This is a genomic window from Mycolicibacterium tokaiense, assembly GCF_010725885.1.
Lineage (GTDB): Bacteria > Actinomycetota > Actinomycetes > Mycobacteriales > Mycobacteriaceae > Mycobacterium > Mycobacterium tokaiense.
Map to the genome: position 1 here is coordinate 5,440,567 of NZ_AP022600.1, position 22,160 is coordinate 5,462,726.

The 22,160-nt window shown below is 68.5% G+C and carries 19 protein-coding genes; 12 read left to right on the forward strand and 7 right to left on the reverse strand.

Translation table 11 applies throughout. From position 1 onward, the window contains the following. Nucleotides 1-115: 115 nt before the first annotated feature. Genes G6N58_RS26270 through macS form a run of 3 tightly spaced genes read right to left on the reverse strand, consistent with a single transcriptional unit; the run spans nucleotide 116 to nucleotide 3,719 of the window. Nucleotides 116-1,903 (reverse strand): DUF2339 domain-containing protein, encoded by a 1,788-nt coding sequence (locus G6N58_RS26270; protein ID WP_115280885.1) that lies wholly within the window; start codon nucleotides 1,901-1,903, stop codon nucleotides 116-118. 57 nt (nucleotides 1,904-1,960) lie between these two features. Beyond that, nucleotides 1,961-2,584 (reverse strand): response regulator, encoded by a 624-nt coding sequence (locus tag G6N58_RS26275; RefSeq protein ID WP_163908679.1) that lies wholly within the window; start codon nucleotides 2,582-2,584, stop codon nucleotides 1,961-1,963. Between the two features lie 19 nt (nucleotides 2,585-2,603). After that, nucleotides 2,604-3,719 (reverse strand): MacS family sensor histidine kinase, encoded by a 1,116-nt coding sequence (macS, locus tag G6N58_RS26280; protein WP_115280883.1) that lies wholly within the window; start codon nucleotides 3,717-3,719, stop codon nucleotides 2,604-2,606. 41 nt (nucleotides 3,720-3,760) lie between these two features. Between macS and G6N58_RS26285 the strand changes: the two genes are divergently transcribed. Next, complete coding sequence (locus G6N58_RS26285) at nucleotides 3,761-5,014, forward strand: alpha/beta hydrolase (protein WP_178057584.1); 1,254 nt, start codon at nucleotides 3,761-3,763, stop codon at nucleotides 5,012-5,014. Here the strand turns inward: G6N58_RS26285 and stpK7 are convergent. From stpK7 to G6N58_RS26305, 4 genes are all read right to left on the reverse strand, one after another. Next, nucleotides 4,995-6,737: a serine/threonine protein kinase StpK7 gene (gene stpK7, locus G6N58_RS26290; protein WP_115280882.1), complete on the reverse strand. Its 1,743-nt coding sequence runs from the start codon at nucleotides 6,735-6,737 to the stop codon at nucleotides 4,995-4,997. The genes G6N58_RS26285 and stpK7 overlap by 20 nt on opposite strands. A 90-nt stretch (nucleotides 6,738-6,827) precedes the next feature. Then, complete coding sequence (locus G6N58_RS26295) at nucleotides 6,828-7,580, reverse strand: amino acid ABC transporter ATP-binding protein (RefSeq protein ID WP_115282050.1); 753 nt, start codon at nucleotides 7,578-7,580, stop codon at nucleotides 6,828-6,830. Nucleotides 7,581-7,585: 5 nt separating this feature from the next. Then, nucleotides 7,586-8,509, reverse strand: coding sequence for an amino acid ABC transporter permease (locus G6N58_RS26300; protein WP_115280881.1), 924 nt, complete (start codon nucleotides 8,507-8,509; stop codon nucleotides 7,586-7,588). A gap of 3 nt (nucleotides 8,510-8,512) precedes the next feature. Then, on the reverse strand, nucleotides 8,513-9,370 hold the full coding sequence (locus G6N58_RS26305; RefSeq protein WP_115280880.1) for an ABC transporter substrate-binding protein: 858 nt from the start codon (nucleotides 9,368-9,370) through the stop codon (nucleotides 8,513-8,515). A gap of 266 nt (nucleotides 9,371-9,636) precedes the next feature. On the opposite strand from G6N58_RS26305, the gene G6N58_RS26310 reads away from it, so the two are divergent. The 11 genes from G6N58_RS26310 to G6N58_RS26360 all read left to right on the forward strand — a co-directional run bounded on the left by G6N58_RS26310 (nucleotide 9,637) and on the right by G6N58_RS26360 (nucleotide 22,117). Beyond that, the gene (locus tag G6N58_RS26310; RefSeq protein WP_407664189.1) at nucleotides 9,637-10,227 is read left to right on the forward strand and encodes an HdeD family acid-resistance protein; all 591 of its coding nucleotides are present in this window, start codon (nucleotides 9,637-9,639) and stop codon (nucleotides 10,225-10,227) included. A 117-nt stretch (nucleotides 10,228-10,344) separates the two neighbouring features. After that, nucleotides 10,345-11,808 carry a cytochrome ubiquinol oxidase subunit I gene (locus tag G6N58_RS26315; RefSeq protein ID WP_115280879.1) on the forward strand — a complete coding sequence of 488 codons (1,464 nt, stop codon included), beginning with the start codon at nucleotides 10,345-10,347 and terminating at the stop codon, nucleotides 11,806-11,808. 13 nt (nucleotides 11,809-11,821) lie between these two features. Further along, on the forward strand, nucleotides 11,822-12,871 hold the full coding sequence (gene cydB, locus G6N58_RS26320; RefSeq protein ID WP_115280878.1) for a cytochrome d ubiquinol oxidase subunit II: 1,050 nt from the start codon (nucleotides 11,822-11,824) through the stop codon (nucleotides 12,869-12,871). A 68-nt stretch (nucleotides 12,872-12,939) separates the two neighbouring features. Further along, nucleotides 12,940-14,538: a thiol reductant ABC exporter subunit CydD gene (gene cydD / locus G6N58_RS26325; RefSeq protein ID WP_115280877.1), complete on the forward strand. Its 1,599-nt coding sequence runs from the start codon at nucleotides 12,940-12,942 to the stop codon at nucleotides 14,536-14,538. Continuing rightward, entirely contained in the window at nucleotides 14,525-16,180 is a 1,656-nt protein-coding gene (cydC, locus tag G6N58_RS26330) for a thiol reductant ABC exporter subunit CydC (RefSeq protein ID WP_115282048.1), read from the forward strand. The genes cydD and cydC overlap by 14 nt, the downstream gene beginning before the upstream one ends. Nucleotides 16,181-16,231: 51 nt before the next feature. Next, nucleotides 16,232-16,807 carry a DUF4190 domain-containing protein gene (locus G6N58_RS26335; RefSeq protein WP_115280876.1) on the forward strand — a complete coding sequence of 192 codons (576 nt, stop codon included), beginning with the start codon at nucleotides 16,232-16,234 and terminating at the stop codon, nucleotides 16,805-16,807. A 267-nt stretch (nucleotides 16,808-17,074) separates the two neighbouring features. Beyond that, a complete protein-coding gene (locus G6N58_RS26340; RefSeq protein WP_115280875.1) occupies nucleotides 17,075-18,178 on the forward strand; it encodes an ABC transporter ATP-binding protein in 1,104 nt (367 codons plus the stop codon). Nucleotides 18,179-18,234: 56 nt separating this feature from the next. Then, entirely contained in the window at nucleotides 18,235-19,437 is a 1,203-nt protein-coding gene (locus tag G6N58_RS26345; RefSeq protein WP_115280874.1) for a polyamine ABC transporter substrate-binding protein, read from the forward strand. A gap of 2 nt (nucleotides 19,438-19,439) precedes the next feature. Further along, nucleotides 19,440-20,315: an ABC transporter permease gene (locus G6N58_RS26350; RefSeq protein ID WP_163908435.1), complete on the forward strand. Its 876-nt coding sequence runs from the start codon at nucleotides 19,440-19,442 to the stop codon at nucleotides 20,313-20,315. 68 nt (nucleotides 20,316-20,383) lie between these two features. Next, the gene (locus tag G6N58_RS26355) at nucleotides 20,384-21,178 is read left to right on the forward strand and encodes an ABC transporter permease (protein WP_232068159.1); all 795 of its coding nucleotides are present in this window, start codon (nucleotides 20,384-20,386) and stop codon (nucleotides 21,176-21,178) included. Nucleotides 21,179-21,241: 63 nt separating this feature from the next. Next, nucleotides 21,242-22,117 carry a DMT family transporter gene (locus G6N58_RS26360; RefSeq protein WP_115280873.1) on the forward strand — a complete coding sequence of 292 codons (876 nt, stop codon included), beginning with the start codon at nucleotides 21,242-21,244 and terminating at the stop codon, nucleotides 22,115-22,117. The last annotated feature ends 43 nt before the right edge of the window (nucleotides 22,118-22,160 follow it).

The following is a 22,160-nucleotide window of genomic DNA, read 5'->3' on the forward strand; positions in this document are numbered from 1 at the left end:
ACCTTCCTGTCACTCGGAACAACGGTGTCTGCACGTGGACCGCGGGGTCACGGTGCTGCTCACGTGCTTGTTGAATGTAACGCCGGAGGACGGGAAAGAATGCCCGCCGAGGTGTCTACTCCGTCACGGTTGGTGAGGCATGCCTTTGCTGTGAGTGCGTGGAATCGTTGCGGGCCAGACTCCGGGCGTACCCGGTGCCCATGACCAGCAGCGCCAGGCCGACCACGATGAACACCACCACCCGGAAGATTCCGTCGAGGGTGCCGAGGTCGAACAACAGCAGCTTGGCCGTCGCGGCACCGGTGAGCGTCAGCCCTGCGACGATGGGCGCGGTTCTGGCGGCGCGGTCAGCGGTGCGTTGTGCGTACCAGAGCAGTGCCGCCGCCATGGCCACCCAGCAGATGGTGGCGGCCATGTGCCCGGCCAGGAAACCGCTACCGCGCCCGCCGATCAGGACGCCGGCGGTGACGGTGAACACGGTGACCGCGTAGCCGATGACCGCCAGCGCCACCGCTGGGATGGCACGCGACCTGCGCGCGGTGGTCCAACTGAGCGACACCGCTGCCGCGATCAGCAGAACACTGGCGACCAGAACCGAAAGCGCTTCGGGCCCAGTGAGTTCCGTGGCGTACACCAGATGCCCCGGTGGCGCGTACTCGGTGTAGATGAGGGCGCCGATGGCGGTGAACGCGGCCGCGATCCACAACGCCACGGCACTGTGGCGACCGGCGACCGTCAGCACCACGGCCATGGCCAGGAACACCGGAGCCTCGATGTAACCGTCGAAGGCCACCGCCACCGCGACCACCGCAGCCACCGCAGAGGCCGCCGCCCAGATCGCCGCGACCGCCGGGGTGACACCGGGCAGTCGACGGTGCAGCAGCACGATGACCAGCAGCACCGCAGCCACCGCGGCGGCCAGCAGCACCGCGAGCAGCTGATTCACCGCCACGGCGGCACCCAGCGCCGGTACCACCCCGGCGGTCGCCAGTAGCGCCGTGCCGACCGGTCGCGACGTACCCGGCAGCAGTACCAGCGCACTGATCACAGCCAGCAGCGCCGCGATGCCGCACGCGCCGCCCAGCAGATAGGCGTCGCTGTCGGCGCCGAACCCGGCCGCCAGCAGTGCCAGCAGCAGCGACACGGTGACCGCGGCGACCCGTGCGGCGTGCATCCACAGCCAGTCGCGGCCCACCTGGACGGGCAGCGATGCGGCGGACAGCGCCAGCATGTATACCACCAGAAGTACCGTCAGCCCATCGGCCACGACGGGTGCCAGCACGGCCAGCGGACCCAGCACCAGCACGGCCAGCTGCTCGGAGTTCCAGCGGCGGGCCAACACCAGGGCACCCCCGCCGATCACCGACGCGAGCACCAGACCGGGCACCGGGGCCACCCAGCCGTAGATGGTGGTCATCGCCACCACATCCAGGTAGGCCGCCGCGATCCCGGTGGCCGCCATCGCGATGGCCCCCACCCGGCCGCCCGCGCGGCCGTGCAGCAGTACCGCAGACGCCACCAGGGCCCCCGCCAACACCGCGCCCCCGGCCACCCGGACGCCCGGAGCCAGCAGGCCGGCCTGGGCGGCCAGCACCAGCAGCAGCACCACACCGATGAGCGTGACCGCCACCCCCGCCGCCGCCAGCAGCTTGCCGATCCACCCCTCGCGTGGGGCGGACGGCAGCGCCACCGCAGCTGCGACCGGGCGTGCGGCAACAGGTGGGGGCGGCAGCGGGTACGGATACGGCGCGGGCGGCGGGTAGTACGGCGGCGGCACTGGCGCCGGGGTTCCCAGAGTGCGTTCCAGCTCGGCGATCTGCGCGCCGACCCGGGTCAGTTGCTGGGACAGCACGCTGAATTCCTGCGACAGGCGGGCCAGGGCAGCCTGGTGCGGTTGGCTCATGCCCACATCGTGACCCAGCGCCGGGTGGCGCGGATGAGTATGACTACTCGGATCTCATCAGGCGTCCTTGTCGAGCCCGTGCTCGATGGCGTAGCGCGCCAACTCCACCCGGTTGGCCAGGTGCAACTTGCGGAAGGTGGCCTGCACGTGGTTTTCGACGGTGCGGTGGCTGACCGACAGCTTGGCGGCGATCTGTTTGGCCGTCAGGCCTTTGGCGACGTGACGCAGCACCTCGGTCTCGCGTTCGGTCAAGGTGGGACCGTCAGTGCGCCGGGCCACCCGCCGGTATTCACCGAGCACCAGCCCAGCCAGGCCGGGGGTGAACACCGCCCGCCCGGCCGCGGTGGCCCGGACCGCTTGTGTCAGTTCGATTTTCGAGGCGCTCTTGACGAGATAGCCGGTGGCCCCGGCTTTCACCGCCTGCAACACGTCGTCCTGCTCGGCCGACGCCGACAGCACCAGCACGCGGGTGTCCGGCGACACCTCGAGCACCGCGGCGGTGGCCTCGGCGCCGGTGCCATCGGACAGGCTCATGTCCATCAGCACCACCTCCGGGCGCACCACCGCGGCCCGGCGCCGCGCGGCCGCCACTCCGTCGGCGGTGGCCACCACCTCGAAACCGTCCTCGGCGAGATCGCGGGCCACCGCGTCGCGCCAGATCGGGTGATCGTCGACCACCATCACGCTCGGCAGGCTGTCCTCAGTCACGCGGCACCGTCAACTCCCATTCCGTCCCTGCACTGTCGGTGGTCAGCGTCGCCGTGCCGGACAGCGCCTGCAGCCGGCCCACGATCGATTTGGAGATCCCCACCCGGCCTTCGGACACCGCTTCCTCGAGCCGCCCCGGCGCGATCCCGGCTCCGTCGTCGCGCACCGTGACGGTCACCGCGTCGTCCAGATCCTCGACCAGGACGTAGGCGCAGGCGCCCGGACCCGCGTGTGCGGCGGCATTGTCGAGTGCGTTGTCCACTGCGGCGGTCAGTTCCGCGGCCACCTCCGTGGCCAGCAGGACCGGGGTGGCCGGCAGGCTGACCACCACCGAGTCACCGGCCCGTCGCCGGATCGCCGCCCGGATGTCCACCGCCTCGGTGCCGGCATCAACGCTCTCGGAGCTGACCAGCCGGCGCAGCGCCCGTTCCTGCGCACTGGCCAGGTCAGCCAGTTCTGCTGTCGGTCCGCCGATCTCGCGACCCCGCTTGGCCACCAACGCCAGCACCTGGATGACGCCGTCGTGGACTTGGCGGGCCAGCCGTTCCCGCTCGGCCACCGCCGCCGACAGGCGCACCGCCCGTTCCAGTTCGGTGTGCGCACGCCGCGCCGTCTGGGCGGCCATGCCCACGGCCAGCCCGACCGCGAGTTCGATCACCAGGGTGGCGTTGCGCGCGAAGTCGAAACTGACCGAGCCCTTGAGCCCGGCGTAGACGGCCATCATGACGATGCCGGCGAGCATGCCCCACACCGGTCCGCGCAGGATCGCCGCCGAGATCGTGGCGTTGGTGGCCCACAGCGTGGTCGGCAGCGACTGGTTGTCAGCGATCCACTGATCTGTGGCGACCGCGGCGGTGGACACGATCAGCACGCACACCACCGCCAGCTCGGCGAGCACCCACACCACCCGTCTGCCGAAGCCCTGCAGATAGGCCGCCGCACACGCCAGCGTCCAGACCGACAGCAGACCGAACAGCAGCCACGCCAGCCAGGGCCGGGCCAGTTCGGCATAACTCACCACCGCAAAACCGGCGGCGTAGCCGAAACTCAGCAGCCGGAAGACCTGGGCGGCCCGCCACAGAGGCCCGCAGGGATCCCGGTCCGGCATGTGCCCAGCATAGGGCGGCGGCCGCAGGGTATGAATGACCGGTGAAGTGGGCCAAGCGCGCTGCAGCGCTGCTGCTGTCATCCGTCGTCTCTGCACTCACCGCCAACGCCTACCGGCCCTATCGCCGCGGTTATCCGTCGTTGTACGCGTTCGGCTTCGGCGTGGTGACCTCGGAGCTGCCACTGCAGGTGGCCGCGGGCCACGCCGCGGCGTTCCTGCCGATGTCAGGCCGGCTGGGCCGGGGCACGGCCGCGCTGGCGTGGGCACTGTCTGCGATGTCCTGGCTGGGCCTGGTCAGGCTCCACCACGCCGGACGCACCTGCGATGCGACGCTGACGGCGGCGCTGGACGCCGGGCTGGGTCCGCAGCGCCGGCGCGAGTCCCACGGGCTGTGGGAGGAACCGGTGCCCGGGGGCGCCACCGCGAAGAAACCCGGCCTGGTGCGGATGCTGCGGATCTACCGCGACTACGCCCACGACAGCGACATCCCCTACGGCGAGTTCGGTCGCCGCAACACCCTGGACATCTGGCGCCGTCCGGATCTGCCGAGGCACGGCCGCGCGCCGGTGCTGCTGCAGGTACACGGTGGGGCGTGGATCACGGGAAGCAAACGTGGGCAGGCGCATCCGTTGCTGAGCCACCTGGCCGAGCTGGGCTGGGTGTGCGTGTCGATCAACTACCGGTTGAGCCCGCGCTCCACCTGGCCGGACCACATCGTCGACGTCAAACGGGCGATCGCTTGGACCAAGGAGCACATCTTCGAATACGGCGGCGATCCCGACTGGCTGGCGATCACGGGCGGTTCGGCGGGCGGGCACCTCAGCTCCCTGGCCGCGCTGAGCGCCAACGATCCGCAGTTCCAGCCCGGTTTCGAGCACGCGGATACCCGCGTGCAGGCGGCGGTGCCGTTCTACGGGGTGTACGACTTCACCCGCAGCGACGATGCGTTGCACCCGTTCATGATTCCGTTGTTGCAACAGCGGGTGATGAAGCAGCGGCGCGGCAGCGTTCCCGAGGTGTTCGACCTGAGCTCGCCGATCCACCACGTCAGCGCCGAGGCTCCCCCGATGTTCGTGCTGCACGGTGCCAACGATTCACTGATCCCGGTGCAGCAGGCCCGCGATTTTGTGGCCCGTCTGCGCGAGGTCAGCGCAGCACCGGTGGTGTACGCCGAAATGCCCCTGGCGCAGCACGCTTTCGACGTCTTCGGATCTCCGCGGGCCATGCACAGCGCGGTGGCGGTGGAGCATTTCCTGGCCGAGGTCTACAGCAGGTCTACCGCTGCGCCCCGTTGATCACCGGCGCGTCGATCATGCCCTTGTCGACACCCCACATGGTGGCGATGGTGCGGTATTCGCCCGTGACCATGAGGTGCTCGAGCGCTTGGCGCAGCGACTCGGCAAGTGGCGAGCCCTTGCCCACCGGCCATCCGTAGGGCGCGGAGTCGAATACTTCACCGGCGGTCTCCAGGCTCCCGCCGCTGAGCTTCACCGCAAAGCCCGTGACCGGGGAATCGGCCGACATCGCGTCCACCGCGCCGGAGATCAGCGCGGCCGTCACGTCGTCCTGGCTGGTGAAGACCACCTTGTCCAGCGGTGCCCGTCCGGCCGCTTCACACGCCGCGCTCTTGGTGGGAATCTCGTCGGTCTCCTGCAACGTGCCGAAGGCAACGCCCACCCGCAGCCCGCAGGCGTCGTCCGGATCGATGCCGCTGCCCGGTCGCTGCGCCCACAGCGTGCCGGCCTCGAAGTAGGTGACGAAGTCGGCCGACTGCTCGCGGGCCACGGTATCGGTCACCGAGGACATCCCGAGGTGGAAAGCACCGGACTGCACCGAGCCCATGATCGTCTCGAACGCCGTCTCCCGGTAATCCGGTCGCAGCCCGAGCACGCGCGTGACGGCGTTCATGAGGTCGACGTCAAAGCCCACCAATTCACCTGAGCTGTCTCTGAATTCGTTGGGGGCGTAGGGCACGTTCACGCCGATCACCAACCGGCCCGCCGCGCGGATGTCCGCGGGCACCGTCGCAGCGATCGGGGCCACCGCACCGGGTGCGGGTTGCGCCGGAGGCGCCGTGCTCTCGGCCATGCCGACCGCGCGGGTGTCGGCCCGCTGCGGGCCTGCGCCGAAGTGCCACGCCGCCAGCGCGGACACCGCGATCACCACCACGCCGGCACTGAGCACCACGAGGCTGCGCCGGCGAGTCCGAACGGGGGCGCGGTGCCGGGCCGTCACGGGGGCCTGCGCAGCGCGGCGGGCCGCAACGGCCAGTTCGGTGGCGGTGCGGTAGCGCCGGCCCGGTTCCTTGGCCATCCCCTGGGCGATGACCGCGTCGAAGGCGGCCAGCGCCCGGTCGGTGTCCGAGGGCAGTGGCGGCGGTGTCACCATGTGGCCCGCGATCTGCTGTTCCAGACTGTCGTCGGGGTACGGCCGGCTGCCGGTCAGGCATTCGTAGAGCACACAGGCCAACGCGTAGATGTCCGAGCGCGGATCGGCCGGCCCGCCGCCGAAGCGCTCCGGCGCCATGTAGGCCAGTGTGCCCAAAGTGCTTCCTGCGGTGGTCAATCCGGGGTCGTTGGCGGTGCGGGCCAGGCCGAAGTCGATGAGGTAGACGAATTCACGGTCGGAGATCAGGATGTTCGACGGTTTGACGTCACGGTGCACCAGTCCCGCTGCGTGTGCGGCGTCGAGTGCCGAGGCCACTTGTTCGGTGACGCTGACCGCGAGGGCGGGTTCCAGTGGCCGCCTGCGCTGCCCGAGGATGGCGCCCAGGGTCATGCCCTCGATCAGCTGCATGTCCAGATACAGCCTGCCGTCGATCTCCCCATAGCCGTGGATGGGCACCACGTGCGGGTCATTGACACCGGCTGCGGCCTGCGACTCCCGACGGAACCGCTGCTGGAACACCGTGTCCGCGGCCAGGTGCGGGGGCAGCACCTTCAGCGCGACGATCCGGTCGGTGCGGGTGTCACGCGCCCGGTAGACCACCCCCATGCCGCCGCGCCCCAGGACCTCCATCAGGTGGTAGTGCCCGAAGGATCCGTGGGGTCCGTCATCGTCCGGCCCAGTACTGTCTGTGACCACCGTCAACTCCTGGCAGGCGAGGGGTTACATCACCTTCGACAGGAACGCCTTGGTGCGTTCATGGCTCGGATTGCCCAGCACCTCTTCGGGATCGCCCGATTCTACGATCACCCCGCCGTCCATGAACACCAGCTGATCGGCGACCTCGCGGGCGAATCCCATCTCATGGGTCACCACCACCATCGTCATTCCCTCGGACGCCAGGGTTTTCATGACGCCGAGCACCTCGCCCACCAATTCGGGATCCAGTGCCGAGGTAGGCTCGTCGAACAGCATGAGCTTGGGGCTCATGGCCAGCGCCCGGGCGATCGCGACCCGCTGCTGCTGGCCGCCCGAGAGCTGGGCGGGATAGGCATCGGCCTTGGCGGACAGCCCCACCTGGCTCAACAGATCCTTGGCCCGGGCCACCGCGGCATCCTTCTTGACACCCTTGACCTGCATGGGTGCTTCGATGATGTTCTCCAGTGCGGTGCGGTGCGGGAACAGATTGAAGTGCTGGAACACCATGCCGATGTCACGACGCTGCTTGGCGGCCTCGCGCGGGGACATCTCGTGCAGCTTGCCCCCCCGTTCGTTGTAACCGATCAGCTCACCGTCGACGTAGAGCCGCCCGGCGTTGACCTGCTCGAGGTGGTTGATACAGCGCAGAAAGGTGGACTTGCCCGAACCCGATGGTCCGACCAGCACCAGTACCTGGCCGCGCTGTACCTCGAGGGTGACGCCCTTGAGCACCTTGAGTGCGCCGAAGTCCTTGCAGACCGCCTCGGCTCGGACCATCGGTGTCACGGCTGCTCCCCCATCTGCGCCTTGGCCAGCGCCTCGAGCTGCTTGGTGGTCAGCTTGCGCGACGCCCCGCGGGAGAAGTGCCGCTCGAGGTAGAACTGGCCCACCATCAGGATGCTGGTGACCACCAGGTACCAGGTGGCGGCGACCAGGAGCAGCGGTACCGGTTCGAAGGTGCGGGCCGCGATCTCCCGTGAGGTGATGCCGTAGAGGTCCAGGGTGAAGGGCACCGCCGTCACCAGCGACGTGGTTTTCAGCATGCTGATCACCTCGTTGCCCGTGGGCGGGATGATCACCCGCATGGCCTGGGGCAGCACCGTGCGCCGCATGGCCAGGCCCCACGACATGCCCAGCGCCGTGGACGCCTCCAGTTGCCCTTCCGGCACCGAGCTGATGCCGGCCCGGATGATCTCGGCCATGTACGCGGCTTCGTTGAGCGCCAGCCCGATGATGGCCAGCGCGAACGGGAACGACAGCGCCTGCAGGTTGAACTGCAGCAGCGACGGCCCGAACGGGACGCCCAGTTGGACGTTCTGATAGATGGTCGGCAGCAGGCCCCAGAACACCAGCTGGACGTAGACCGGGGTGCCGCGGAAAACCCAGAGGTACACCCAGGCGACGTAGCGGAACACCGGGTTGGGCGACAGCCGCATGACGGCCAGCAGGATCCCGAGCAGGATGGCCAGCACCATCGAATAGACGGTCAGCTGCAAGGTGTTGACCAGGCCGACCATCAGTACCCGTTCGTTGAACAGGTACTCCATGAACACCGACCAGCGGTAGGCCGGGTTGGTGGCCGCTCCGTAGAGGAACAACCCGACCAGGATGAGGATGACGGCCGCCGCCACCCACCGCCAGGGGTGCCGTAGTGGAATAGCGTCTATGGCAGCCGGCGCAGTGGGCGGCGGGGCGTCAACACTCATGGATCAGCTGATCGCTCCGTTGATGACCGGCTTGTCGATCATGCCGGCCTCGACACCCCAATCGGTGGCGATCTTCTCGTACTCACCGTTCTCGATCAGGTGCTCGAGCGCCTGCTGCAGCGACTGCGCCAACGGCGATCCCTTGGCCACCGGCCACCCGTAGGGCGCGGCGTCGAAGATCTCACCGGCGGTCTCCAGCTTGCCTGCGCTCTGCTTGATGGCGTAGGCCGTCACCGGCGAATCGGCCGACATCGCGTCGGCCTGGCCGAGCACCACCGCGTTGGTGGCGGCGTCCTGGCCGTCGAACGGGATGATCTCGATGGCGGGGTTGCCGGCGTCGGTGCACGCCTTGCTCTTGGCGGGCAGTTCGTCGGTCTCCTGGTAGGTGGTGGCCTGCACCGCGACCTTCTTGCCGCACGCGTTGTTGGGATCGATTCCCGAGCCCGGCCGCTGTGCCCACTGCGTACCCGCCGAGAAGTAGGTGACGAAGTCGACCGTCTGCTCGCGCTCCTTGGTGTCGGTGAACGATGACATCCCGACGTTGAAGGTGCCGCCCTGGATGGACGGGATGATCTTCGCGAAATCGGACTCGCGGTATTCGGCGGTGAGGCCGAGCGTGGAGGCGATGGCGTTCATCAAATCGACGTCGAACCCGACGATCTTGCCGGACTCGTCTTTGAATTCGTTCGGTGCGTAGGGGATGTTGACGCCGACGACCAGCTTGCCGGAGGACTTGATGTCCTCGGGCACCGTGTTCGCGATCTCCTCGACCGCGCCCGAGGAGGCCGCACCACCGGTGGTGGGCTCCTCCTCACTGCCGCCGGAACTGTCGGTTCCTGCCGCACAGCCTGACAGCGCCATGACGCCGGACACCGCGAATATCGCTGTGGCGTACCACCAGCGTGGGCGTCCCGAGCGGCTCTGGTTTCCAGATTCCACGTTCCCTCTTCTCGTTGTTCGGGCCGTCCTGCGGCGGTCCCGGACCGCCGACGACCTTAACCACCGGCGACCCAGAGTGCAGTCCCGGTAACGAAACATTAATCACCGCGCCGACGGGGCAGGAGCACATTGTGTGTACTCGACGACGTTACCGACTGTGACCCGAACTCCACGCCGCCGTGACGCTGCTGTGCCACACTTCCGCCATGGTCACTCCTACCGTTTCGGGGCCGGCACCGTCTCTGCTGCCGCACCTGTGGAAATCCACCCTGGTATCGGGTGTGCTGGCCGTGCTGCTCGGGATCGCCGTGGTCGCCTGGCCGGGCATCTCGATCCTCATCGCCGCGATCTTCTTCGGCGCCTATCTGTTGGTCACGGGCATCGCGCAGGTGGTGCTGGCTTTCAGCCTGCGGGCCCCCGTCGGCAGTAAGGTGCTCCTGGGCATCAGCGGCCTGGCCTCGGTGGTACTGGGCGTGCTGTGCTTCCTGAGCCTGGCGGACTCCGTTCTGCTGCTGGCGATTTGGATCGGCATCGGGTTCATCTTCCGCGGCGTGGCCACCACCGCGTCGGCGATCAGCGACAAGACCCTGCCCGGGCGGGGCTGGGAGATCTTCTTCGGCGTGGTCTCCCTGATCGCGGGCATCGTGATGATGGTGCTGCCGTTCGAATCCCTGGCGACACTGGCGCTGGTGGTCGGCATCTGGCTGATCGTGACGGGCGTGTTCGAGATCGTGATGGCCTTCGGCATCAGGAAAGCATCCAAAGTCCTCCCCGGGTAGCCAAAGGTCCCTTGTCGGCGACATCACTGCCTGCGAGGCTGGAATCGCTGGTCGCACGGCCATGCGACTACTACAGTGTGTCGTAGTAGATGAGACCTGCAGCCCTCGGAGATGCCCATGGACGCCCTCGACGTATCGCGATGGCAGTTCGGAATAACAACGGTCTACCACTTCATCTTCGTGCCGCTGACCATCGGTCTGGCGCCGCTGATCGCGGTGATGCAGACCGTCTGGGTGATCACCGGGCGCTCGGAGTGGTACCGGCTGACCCGGTTCTTCGGCAAGCTGTTCCTGATCAACTTCGCGATCGGCGTGGCCACCGGGATCGTGCAGGAGTTCCAGTTCGGGATGAACTGGAGTGAGTACTCCCGCTTCGTCGGCGACGTCTTCGGTGCACCGCTGGCCATGGAGGGCCTGGTGGCCTTCTTCTTCGAGTCGACGTTCATCGGCCTGTGGATCTTCGGCTGGACCCGATTGCCCCGGTTGGTGCACCTGGCCTGCATCTGGATCGTCGCCATCGCGGTGAACCTGTCAGCCTTCTTCATCATCACCGCCAACTCCTTCATGCAGCACCCCGTCGGAGCGCGCTACAACCCGGAGACCGGCCGCGCCGAACTGGAGAGCATCGTCGCGCTGTTCACCAACGAGACCGGCGTGGCCGCGTTCTGGCATGCCGTCGCCGGAGCTTTCCTCACCGCCGGCACCTTCGTGGCCTGCGTCTGCGCCTGGTGGATGGTGCGCAATGCGCGCAGTGGGACCGAGACCGTTCCCGAGACCCGCACGATGTACCGCCCCGCCACCATCCTCGGATGCTGGGTGGCGCTGATCTCGGCGGCCGCGTTGTTCTTCACCGGTGACATTCAGGGCAAGCTGATGTTCGAACAGCAACCCATGAAGATGGCGTCGGCAGAGTCGTTGTGCCACACCGAAACCGATCCCGACTTTTCGATCCTGACGGTGGGCACCCACAACAACTGCGACAGCGTCATCCACCTCATCAAGGTGCCGTTCGTGCTGCCGTTCCTGGCTGAGAGCAAGTTCACCGGCGTCACACTCGACGGTGTCGAGGACCTGCAGCAACAGGCCGAGGAGAAGTTCGGCCCCGGCAACTACCGCCCCAACCTCTTCGTCACCTACTGGTCCTTCCGCGCCATGATCGGCTTCATGGCCGTGCCGGTGCTGTTCGCGCTGGCGGCGCTGTGGCTGACCCGGGGCGGTCGCACCACGGACAAGAAATGGCTGTCGACGCTGGCCCTGGTGACGCTGCCGACACCGTTCCTGGCCAACAGTGCGGGATGGATCTTCACCGAGATGGGACGCCAGCCCTGGGTGGTGGTACCCAACATCGACGGTGACCCACTGCTGCACCTGACTGTGCAGGAGGGGGTGTCCGGACATTCGGCGGGCATGGTCTGGATCAGCTTGGTGAGCCTGACGGCGGTCTACGGAGTGCTCGCCGTGATCTGGTTCTACCTCCTGCGCCGCTACATCGTCTCGGGCCCACAGGAACACGACTCCGAGCCGGCGCCACCCAAGCCACCCGGCGGCGAGGACGTGGCCCCACTCTCGTTCGCCTACTAGGGAGCAACCGACCATGGGACTTCAAGAAATCTGGTTCATCCTCGTCGCCGTGTTGTTCCTCGGATTCTTCGTCCTCGAGGGTTTCGACTTCGGCGTCGGCATGCTGATGGAACCCCTTGCCCGCATGGGCAGCAGTTCCGATCCCGTGACGATCGACAAGCGCCGCCGTGCGGTGCTCAACACCATCGGACCGGTGTGGGACGGCAACGAGGTGTGGTTGATCACCGCGGGCGGAGCGATGTTCGCCGCCTTCCCCGGCTGGTACGCCACGGTGTTCTCGGGACTGTTCCTCCCCCTGCTGGCGATCCTGGTGTCGATGATCCTGCGGATCGTGGCCATCGAATGGCGCGGCAAGATCGATGACGCGACCTGGCGCCGACGCGCCGACCTCGGGATCGCCATCGGCTCCTGGGTGCCGGCCATCCTGTGGGGGGTGGCCTTCGCGTCTCTGGTGCAGGGGCTGCCGGTGGACGCGGACGCCCAGATCCACCCGACCTTCGCCGCGCTGATCAATCCGTACACACTGCTGGGCGGACTGGCCACCGGCGGGCTGTTCCTGCTGCACGGCGCCGCGTTCCTGGCGCTGAAGACCGAAGGTGAGATCCGAACCGACATCCTGCGGGTGGCCCGGCTGTTGACCTGGCCGGTGACAGGGTTGGTGGCCTGCTTCGGCATCTGGACCCAGCTGGGATACGGCAAAACCTGGACCTGGGCGGTGCTGATCCTGGCCGTCGTGGCCCAGCTGGCCGCAGTTGCCCTGCTGCACAAGGGGACTCGCGACGGATGGGCGTTCATCTCGACGACACTGGTGGTGGTGGCCGTGATCGTGCTGGCGTTCGGGGCACTGTTCCCGAACCTGGTGCCATCAACCCTGAATCCGGACTGGAACCTGACCATCTTCAATGCGTCCTCCACCCCGTACACATTGACGGTGATGACCTGGGCGGCGGCCATCTTCGCGCCACTGGTGATCATCTACCAAGCCTGGACGTACTGGGTGTTCCGGCAGCGCATCTCGACGGAACGCATACCCGATCCCATCGGTCTGGGGCACTCGCACTGACCGCCACCCCACGCACGCCAGGGAGCCGGGCGCCGCTGGATCCGCGGCTGATCCGGGCCTCGGCAGCGGTGCGGCGCTTCCTGGCGGCCACCGTGGTGTGCGGTGTCGTGATCGCCGGGTGCGCCCTGGCCGCCGCGGTGCTGCTGGCCCACATCGTCGCGGGCATCATCACCGACCCCTCCGGCCGGACGTTGGACCGGTGGGCACCGGAGTTGGTGTTGCTCGCCGCGCTGTGGGCGGTGCGGGCATGCGCACAGTGGGCGCAGGCCCGGCTGAGCCAACGCGGCGCCAGCGGCGCCATCGCCGACCTGAGCGGACGGGTCCTGGAATCCGTGACCGCCGGTGACCCCCGCACCGTCACCGAGCGGCGGGCGCAGGCCGCCACCGTGGTGGTGCGCGGCCTGGACGGGCTCCGGCCGTTTTTCACCGCCTACCTGCCCGCGCTCATCCTGGCCGTCATCCTGACCCCGGCCGCCGTGCTGGTGATGGCCCTGTTCGACCTGCAGGCCACCCTGATCGTGCTGGTGGCACTGCCGCTGATCCCGATCTTCATGATCCTCATCGGCCTGGCCACCGCCGAGCGGTCCGCCGCCGCCCTGGACGCCATGACCACGCTGCAGGCACGGCTACTGGACCTGATCGCGGGCATCCCCACCCTGCGCGCCCTGGGCCGTGCACAGGGACCCGGCCGCCGCATCAGTGAACTGTCGGCCGCACACCGCCGATCCACCATGGCCACACTGCGCATCGCCTTCCTGTCGTCCTTCGTGCTGGAACTGCTGGCCACCCTCGGAGTGGCGCTGGTGGCCGTCAGCGTGGGCCTGCGGCTGGTCTACGGCCACCTCGATCTGGCCACCGGGCTGACGGTGCTGCTGCTGGCACCGGATGTGTTCTGGCCGCTGCGCCGCGTCGGCGTGGAGTTCCACGCCGCGCAGGACGGCAAGACGGCCGCCGAACGCGCGTTCACGCTCATCGACTCCACCCCCGCCCCGCGCCCGGGCACTGCGTCGGTGTCGGCAGCCGGAGCCACCATCGTCATCGAATCACTGCGTGTGCCAAGCCGTTCCGGCTTCGCACCGGACGGTCTGGGTGCGGTGCTGGAACCGGGTCGCGTCACCGTGCTCACCGGGCCCAACGGCGCTGGCAAGTCCACCACCGTGCACGTGCTCACCGGCCTGACCCGGCCCGCCGAGGGCACGGTGCGGGTCGCCGGTGTGGACATCGCCGACCTGGACCCCGCCTCCTGGTGGGCTCAACTGAGTTGGCTGCCCCAGCGTCCGGTGCTGGTTCCGGGCACCGTCGCCGACAACCTGGCACTGTTCGGCCCTCTGGTCGATCCCGAGTCAGCCTGCGCCGCTTCCGGATTCGACCGGGTGCTCGCCGATCTGCCCGACGGCACGCAGACGCTGCTGGGCCGCGGCGGTGTCGGGCTGTCGCTGGGTCAACGCCAGCGCCTCGGCCTGGCCCGGGCGCTCGGGTCGTCGGCTCCGGTGCTGCTGCTCGACGAGCCCACCGCCCACCTCGACGCCGCCACCGAAGCCGCGGTACTGCGTGCGTTGGTGGCGCGGGCACACGCCGGAGCCACCGTGGTGGTGGTCGGCCACCGCGCACCGGTGCTGGCGATCGCCGACCGCGTGGTCGAGGTGGGTGGCCATGCGACGGTCTGATCCCCTGCTGCTGTCCTGGACACTGCTGCGCCCGCGGCTACCCCGACTGTTGCTGGCCATCCTGTGCGGCGTGCTGTCCCTGGGCAGTGCGTTGGCCCTGGCAGCGGTGTCGGCCTGGCTGATCACCCGGGCCTGGCAGATGCCCCCCATCCTGGATCTGTCCGTCGCGGTGGTGGCGGTGCGCGCCTTCGGCATCTCGCGTGGGGTGCTGCACTACTGCGAACGGCTGGCCTCCCACGACACCGCACTGCGCGCCTCCGGCAGCGCACGCACCGAGCTCTACCGCGCACTGGCCGACGGCCCCGTGGACACCGTGGCCCGGCTGGGCGGCGGCGAACTGGCCGGCCGGGTGGGTGCCGACGTCGACGAACTGTCCGACGTACTGGTACGCGCCGTACTGCCGGTCGCCGTCGCTGCGGTGCTGTCGGTCGCGGCTGTGGGGGCCATCGCACTGATCTCCCCGGTGGCGGCCGCCGTCCTGGCGGCCTGCCTGGTTATCGCCGGAGTGGTCGCCCCCTGGCTGTCGGCTCGCGGCGCCGCCGCCCAGGAGGTGGCGGCCCGGGATCTGCACGCGGAGCGTGACGTGCTGGCGATGCTGGCCCTCGACCATGCCGCCGAACTGCGGGTCGGCGGCCGGCTGCCGGGCATCATCGCCGAAGCCCAAAAGCACCAACGCGACTGGGGTGCAGCACTGGACCGCGCCGCGAGGCCGGCGGCGCTGGCCGCAGCGGCGCCCACCCTGGCCATCGGCGTCAGCGTGCTGGGCGCGGTGATCGCCGGGCTGTCCATCGCGCCGACCGTGGCACCGACGACACTGGCCATCCTGATGCTGCTGCCGCTGTCGGCCTTCGAAGCGTGCACGGCGCTGCCGGCCGCGGCGATCCAGCTCACGCGTTCCCGGATCGCCGCCCGACGTCTGCTGGCGCTGGTGCGGCCCGCGCCGCCGCAGACCTCGACCGGGCACCCCGCGGACAGCACGCTGCGCGCCGAGCAGCTGCGCGCCGGATTCACCACCGAGACCGCGGGCACGCCTGTGACGTTGGAACTGCCCCCGGGGAGCCGGCTTCTGCTGCGGGGGCCCAGCGGGGCCGGCAAGACCACCCTGTTGATGACCCTGGCGGGGCTGCTGCCCCCGGTGTCGGGTCGTGTCAGCCTGGGCGGTCTGGACCTGGCGGCCGTGGCCGAACCCGACCTGCGCTCGGTGGTGGCGTTCTTCGCCGAGGACGCGCATGTGTTTGCCACCACGGTGCGCGACAACCTCCTGGTGGCCCGCGGCGACTGCACCGACGACGAGCTGCGCCGGGCGCTGGACGCAGTGGGCGCAGGCCGCTGGTTCGACGGCCTGCCCGACGGCTTGGACACGCTGCTCGACGGCGGCGCCGCGGCGTTGTCGGCAGGGCAGCGGCGCAGGCTGCTGCTGGCCAGGGTGCTGCTGTGCCGCGCCGAGGTGGTGCTGCTGGACGAGCCGACCGAACACCTGGACCGCACGGACGCCGACGCGCTGCTACGCGCCCTGCTGCATGCCGACGGCGGCCTGCTGAGCGCCGCGCGCACCGTGGTGGTGGCAACTCACCACCTGCCCGATGATATCGCCGACACCCCGGGCGTTCGCGCCCTAACCGTGCCGGTCCAGCAATCGTGACGGGTAACGTTGCGCCCGTCTGTGGTCCGCACGAGCCTGATCCGGAGAGTCATGACTGAAACGCCCGACCCCAACAAGCCCGAAAATCCGTATCCGGGCGGGTATTCCGGCGGCGGTTACCCGCCGCCCCCACCGCCGGGCGCCTACCAGGGCGGGTATCCCCCGCCCCCGCCCCAACCGTATTCGGGGGGCTATCCCGGATACCCCGGGCCCGACGGGATGGGCGGTTACGGCCAGCCGCCGGTGGCACCCAAGAACGGCCTCGGCATCGCCGCTCTGGTGGTGGGCATCCTGTCCCTGCCCGCCGTGCTGACCGTCTTCGGCGGCTTCGTGCTGGGCCTGGTGGCCATCGTGCTGGGCGTGATCGGCTACCGCCGCGCCAAGAAGGGCGCGGCCACCAACGGCGGTATCGCGATCGCGGGTGCGGTCATCGGCCTGCTGGGCATCGTCTTGAACGCGGCACTGATCGCGTTCGGGGTGTGGGGCTTCCTCCAGGTCGGCGGCGGCGACTACTTCGACTGCATGCAGCAGGCCGGCAACGACACCTCAGCACAGATGCAGTGCGAAGACGAATTCCGTGGCAACCTCGAGAATCGGTTCAGCGTCACCCTCACTCCGACCCCCTGAGGCAGCCAAACTGCCCCGTCGAGCCCGCCCTCGACAAGCGAATCCATTGCTGGAACCAAATTTCATTGCGGAATCGGTTGCGACGAAGCCAATGATGGGTGAAGGTTGACTGACAGTTGCGTCAGCCGGGTCGAACCCGTGCCGTCGGCGAACGCAACGTTGTACCGAGGAGGCAGGGTTCTGAGCAAGACCGGCGCACAAGCCACAGAACACACAGCACGGCAGGGCAGCGCAACACCGGGCGCCCCGGTCGTCGAGATCGACCATGTGACCAAGCGGTTCTCCGACTACGTCGCGGTGGCCGACGCCGACTTCTCCATCGGCGCCGGTGAGTTCTTCTCGATGCTGGGACCATCGGGGTGCGGGAAGACCACCACGCTGCGGATGATCGCGGGCTTCGAGACCCCGACGTCTGGGGCCATCCGGCTCGAAGGTGCCGACGTCTCCCGCGTCGCCCCGCACAAGCGCAACGTCAACACCGTGTTCCAGCACTACGCGCTGTTCCCCCATATGTCCGTGTGGGACAACGTGGCCTACGGGCCGCGGAGCATGAAGAAGGACAAATCCGAGGTCAAGCGGCGCGTCGACGAACTACTCGAGGTGGTCCGCCTCACCGACTTCGCGCAGCGCCGGCCCGGCCAGCTCTCCGGTGGCCAGCAGCAGCGCGTGGCGTTGGCCCGTGCGCTGGTCAACTACCCCAGCGCTCTGCTGCTCGACGAACCCCTCGGAGCGCTGGACCTCAAGTTGCGCCACGTCATGCAGTTCGAGCTCAAGCGGATCCAGCGTGAGGTCGGGATCACCTTCGTCTACGTCACCCACGACCAGGAGGAGGCGCTGACGATGAGTGACCGCATCGCGGTCATGAACGTCGGCAAGGTCGAGCAGATCGGCACCCCCACCGAGATCTACGACAACCCCGCGTCGGTGTTCGTCGCCGGCTTCATCGGCCAGGCGAACCTCTGGCACGGCACGCAGACCGGATCCTCCGACGGGTTCGCCGACCTGACGGTGCTCGGCACCAAGCTCAAGGCCCGGTCCGGGGACACCAGGATCGAGAACGGTGGACAGGCCACGCTCATGGTCCGTCCCGAGCGGGTCCGCGTCTCGACCACCCAGCTGGCCGACCCCGGTGTGGTCTCGGTGCCCGCCACCGTCACCGACCTGACCTTCCAGGGCCCGGTCGTGCGCCTCTCCCTGGTGGCCGCGGACTCCTCTCCCATCGTCGCCCACGTCGGACCGGAGCAGAACCTGCCGCTGCTGCGCCCCGGCGACCAGGTGTCGGTGGGCTGGGCCGCGGACGCGTCGCTGGTGCTGCCCGCCGGCGACATCCCGACCGCCGAAGACCTCGAGGACATGCTCGACGAGTCCTGACCGCTTCGAACCGCCCGAGCCCCTACCCCCTACGCTTCCTCGAAAGGCTTGATCCCATGGCCCGTAACCCTGACATCGACCCCGCACTGCTGTCCCGCCTGACCGCCAACCGCACCTCGCGCCGGCGCTTCCTCGGCGGCAGTGCCGCGGCGGCCGCCGGCCTGGCACTGGGCGGATCCTTCCTGGCCGCCTGTGGTGGCAGTGACTCCGGCGGCTCCGCGAGCAGCGCCACGGCCGTGCCCGACGACGGCTCGCCGGCCACCGGCACCCTGCGGGTGTCGAACTGGCCGCTGTACATGGCCGACGGTTTCGTCGCCGCGTTCCAGACCGCGACCGGCCTGACCGTCGACTACAAGGAAGACTTCAACGACAACGAAGAGTGGTTCGCCAAGGTCAAGGAGCCGCTCTCGCGCAAGCAGGACATCGGCGCGGACCTGGCGGTGCCCACCAACTTCATGGCGGCCCGGCTCAACGGCCTCGGCTGGCTCAACGAGATCAACCACGACCGCGTCACCAACTTCACCAACCTGCGCCAGGACCTGATGGACGCGCCGGACGACCCGGGCCGCAAGTTCAGCGCGCCCTACATGTCCGGACTGGTGGGTCTGGCCTACAACCGCGCCGCCACGGGCCGCGACATCACCTCGATCGACGACCTGTGGAATCCGGAGTTCAAGGGCCGGGTGAGCCTGTTCTCCGACCTGCGCGACGGTCTCGGCATGATCATGCTCTCTCAGGGCAGCGACATCGGGAACCCCAGCATCGAGACGGTGCAGAAGGCCGTCGACCTGGTGACCGAGCAGCGCGACGCCGGCCAGATCCGCCGGTTCACCGGCAACGATTACGCCGACGACCTGGCCGCCGGCAATATCGCGATCGCCCAGGCGTATTCGGGTGACGTGGTGCAGTTGCAGGCCGACAATCCGGATCTGCAGTTCATCGTCCCCGAGTCGGGGGCGGTCAACTTCGTCGACACCATGGTGCTGCCGTACACCACGCAGAACCAGAAGGCCGCCGAGGAGTGGATCAACTACATCTACGACCGGGTGAACTACGCCAAGCTGGTGTCGTTCGTCCAGTACGTGCCCGTGCTGTCGGACATGACCGACGAACTCGCGAAGATCGACCCGGAGGCCGCGGCCAACCCGTTGATCAACCCGACGCCGGAGACGCTGGCCAATGTGAAGTCCTGGGCGGCGCTCACCGATGAGCAGACCCAGGAGTTCAACGCCGCGTACGCCACCGTCACCGGGGGCTGACCGTGGCCGGCGTAGCTTCCAGCAGCCGGCAGCGCAGCAAGATCGCTCCGTATCTGATGATCCTGCCTGGGCTGGCGTATCTGGGCCTGTTCTTCGTGGTGCCGTTCATCTCGCTGGCGCGCACCTCACTCTCCAGCTCGGGCGGGTCGGTGTTCATGCCGACCCTGACCTTTTCCTGGGATTTCGGCAACTATGCCGACGCGTTCAGCGCCTACACCGACCAGATCATCCGGTCGTTCAGCTATGCCTTTGCCGCCACGCTGATCTGCCTGGTGCTGGCATTCCCGCTGGCGTACGTGATCGCGTTCAAGGCGGGCCGGTACAAGAACCTGCTGCTGGGTCTGGTGATCCTGCCGTTCTTCGTGACGTTCCTGATCCGGACCATCGCGTGGAAGACGATCCTGGCCGACGACGGCTGGGTGGTGGACCTGTTCGGCTCGATCGGGCTGCTGCCCAGCGAGGGCCGACTGCTGTCGACCAGCTGGGCGGTGATCGGTGGGCTGGCCTACAACTGGATCATCTTCATGATCCTGCCGTTGTATGTGAGCCTGGAGAAGATCGACCCGCGGCTGCTCGAGGCCTCCAAGGACCTGTACTCGACCAACCGCCGTACCTTCACCAAAGTGATCGTGCCACTGGCACTTCCGGGTGTGCTGGCCGGCAGCATGCTGGTCTTCATCCCCAGCGTCGGCGACTTCATCAACGCCGAGTACCTGGGCAGCACCCAGACCACCATGATCGGCAACGTGATCCAGCAGCAGTTCCTGGTGGTCAAGGACTACCCGGCCGCGGCGGCGCTGTCGATGCTGCTGATGGGGCTGATCCTGGTGGGCGTGCTGATGTACACCAAGGCCCTGGGAACGGAGGATCTGGTGTGACGATCCAAGACCGCATCGCCAAGGCCAATGCCGATGTCGCCGACCGCGCGGGCGAGAACCAACCGGGGCTGCTGGCACGACTCAAGGTGGGCGACATCGCCTTACGGGTGGTCGCCGGACTGGTACTGCTGTACCTGTTCATCCCCATCGCGGTCATCGTGGCGTTCTCGTTCAACAACCCCCAGGGCAAGTTCAACTACACCTGGCAGGGCTTCACGCTGGACAACTGGGCCGACCCGTTCAAGTACCCGGCGCTGACGGCCGCTCTCCGGATGAGCCTCAACGTCGCCGCGGTGTCCACCGCGATCGCCCTGGTGCTCGGCACTCTGCTCGCCATTGCGCTTGTCCGGCAACGCTTCCGGGGCGACCGCCTGGTGGACGGATTCCTGATCCTGCCGCTGACCGCCCCCGAAGTGGTGATGGGCGCCTCGCTGCTGGTGCTGTTCCTGGACCTGGGGTGGCCGGCGGGGTACACCACCATCGTCATCGCGCACATCGCCTTCCAGGTGAGCTTCATCGCGATGACGGTGCGGGCCCGGGTACGCGGCTTCGACTGGACCCTGGAGGACGCGTCGATGGACCTGGGCGCCAGCCCGGCCCGGACGTTCTTCAAGGTGACACTGCCCCTGATCGTGCCCGGCATCGTGGCCGCGGCCATGCTGTCGTTCGCGCTGTCGCTCGACGATTTCATCATCACCTATTTCGTCAGCGGTCCCACGGTGACTTATCCGCTGTATGTCAATGCCGCGGTCAAGGCTGCCGTGCCCCCGCAGATCAACGTCCTGGCCACCGCCATCCTGGTGGTCAGCCTGCTGCTGATCGGCATCGGAACGCTATACCGCCGCAAGCGAATCGACACCTAGGTCTGTCCCCGTCAGGTCGGAAAACCGCTTGCCGCCAGGCGCGGCGGCGGCAAGGCTGAACCCATGCAGGTACCCGACAGCAGGCCGGCAGGTTATCTGGTGCCCGCAGCCGCGGGCGTCACCGTCCTGATGTGGGCGTCGTCGTTCGTGGTGATCCGCGCGGCGGGGACCGCGCTGTCACCGGGGCCGATGTCGTTCATCCGGATGCTGGTGGCCACGGCGGCGCTGGTGCCGGTGGCGCTCTACTACCGGCGCCCGTTGCCCCGCGGCCGGACGCTGGTGCTGGTGCTGGCCTACGGCGTGCTGTGGTTCGCCGCATACACGGTGCTGCTGAACTGGGCCGAACAACACCTCGACGCGGGCACGGCGGCGCTGTTGGTGAACTTCGCGCCCATCATCGTCGCGGTGTTCGCGGGACTCTTTCTCAGCGAAGGCTTTCCGCGCGCCCGGGTGATCGGCATCCTGATCGCCTTCAGCGGCATCGTGCTGATCGCCCTGGGCGGTTCCGGCGGCGTCACCAACGACCGCCTGGGGGTCACCCTCGGTCTGATCACCGCGGTGCTCTACGCGGCCAGCGTGCTGATCCAGAAGGTGGCGCTGCGCTCGGTGGACGGGGTGACGGCCACCTGGCTGGGCTGCGCCACCGGGCTGCTGGTCACCACACCGTTTGCGCCGCAGGCATTCACCGAGATCGCGGCGGCCCCCACCGCCGCCGTTCTGGGAGTCGTGTACCTGGGCATCGGCCCCACCGCCATCGCGTTTCTCACCTGGGCCTACGCGCTGGCGCGCTCGGATGCCGGCGCGCTGACCGCGACCACGCTCGCCGTTCCCGCCATCGCCATCGGCCTGTCCTGGGTGTTCCTGGCCGAGGTGCCGACGGCGCTCGGATTCGTCGGCGGGGCCCTGGCCCTGCTGGGTGTGGCGATCACCCGGAGGTGACTGCCGCGGCGCGTCCGGTTTGTCGTCCCCGGTGGCCGGGTAC

Bases quoted from the DNA above. Each gene is read 5' to 3' on its own strand.
- G6N58_RS26270 (WP_115280885.1), bottom strand. From the start codon at position 1,903: ATGAGCCAACCGCACCAGGCTGCCCTGGCCCGCCTGTCGCAGGAATTC.
- G6N58_RS26275 (WP_163908679.1), bottom strand. From the start codon at position 2,584: ATGGTGGTCGACGATCACCCGATCTGGCGCGACGCGGTGGCCCGCGAT.
- macS (WP_115280883.1), bottom strand. From the start codon at position 3,719: ATGCCGGACCGGGATCCCTGCGGGCCTCTGTGGCGGGCCGCCCAGGTC.
- stpK7 (WP_115280882.1), bottom strand. From the start codon at position 6,737: ATGGAGGTCCTGGGGCGCGGCGGCATGGGGGTGGTCTACCGGGCGCGT.
- G6N58_RS26295 (WP_115282050.1), bottom strand. From the start codon at position 7,580: ATGGTCCGAGCCGAGGCGGTCTGCAAGGACTTCGGCGCACTCAAGGTG.
- G6N58_RS26300 (WP_115280881.1), bottom strand. From the start codon at position 8,509: ATGAGTGTTGACGCCCCGCCGCCCACTGCGCCGGCTGCCATAGACGCT.
- G6N58_RS26305 (WP_115280880.1), bottom strand. From the start codon at position 9,370: ATGGCGCTGTCAGGCTGTGCGGCAGGAACCGACAGTTCCGGCGGCAGT.
- G6N58_RS26315 (WP_115280879.1), top strand. From the start codon at position 10,345: ATGGACGCCCTCGACGTATCGCGATGGCAGTTCGGAATAACAACGGTC.
- cydB (WP_115280878.1), top strand. From the start codon at position 11,822: ATGGGACTTCAAGAAATCTGGTTCATCCTCGTCGCCGTGTTGTTCCTC.
- cydC (WP_115282048.1), top strand. From the start codon at position 14,525: ATGCGACGGTCTGATCCCCTGCTGCTGTCCTGGACACTGCTGCGCCCG.
- G6N58_RS26335 (WP_115280876.1), top strand. From the start codon at position 16,232: ATGACTGAAACGCCCGACCCCAACAAGCCCGAAAATCCGTATCCGGGC.
- G6N58_RS26345 (WP_115280874.1), top strand. From the start codon at position 18,235: ATGGCCCGTAACCCTGACATCGACCCCGCACTGCTGTCCCGCCTGACC.
- G6N58_RS26360 (WP_115280873.1), top strand. From the start codon at position 21,242: ATGCAGGTACCCGACAGCAGGCCGGCAGGTTATCTGGTGCCCGCAGCC.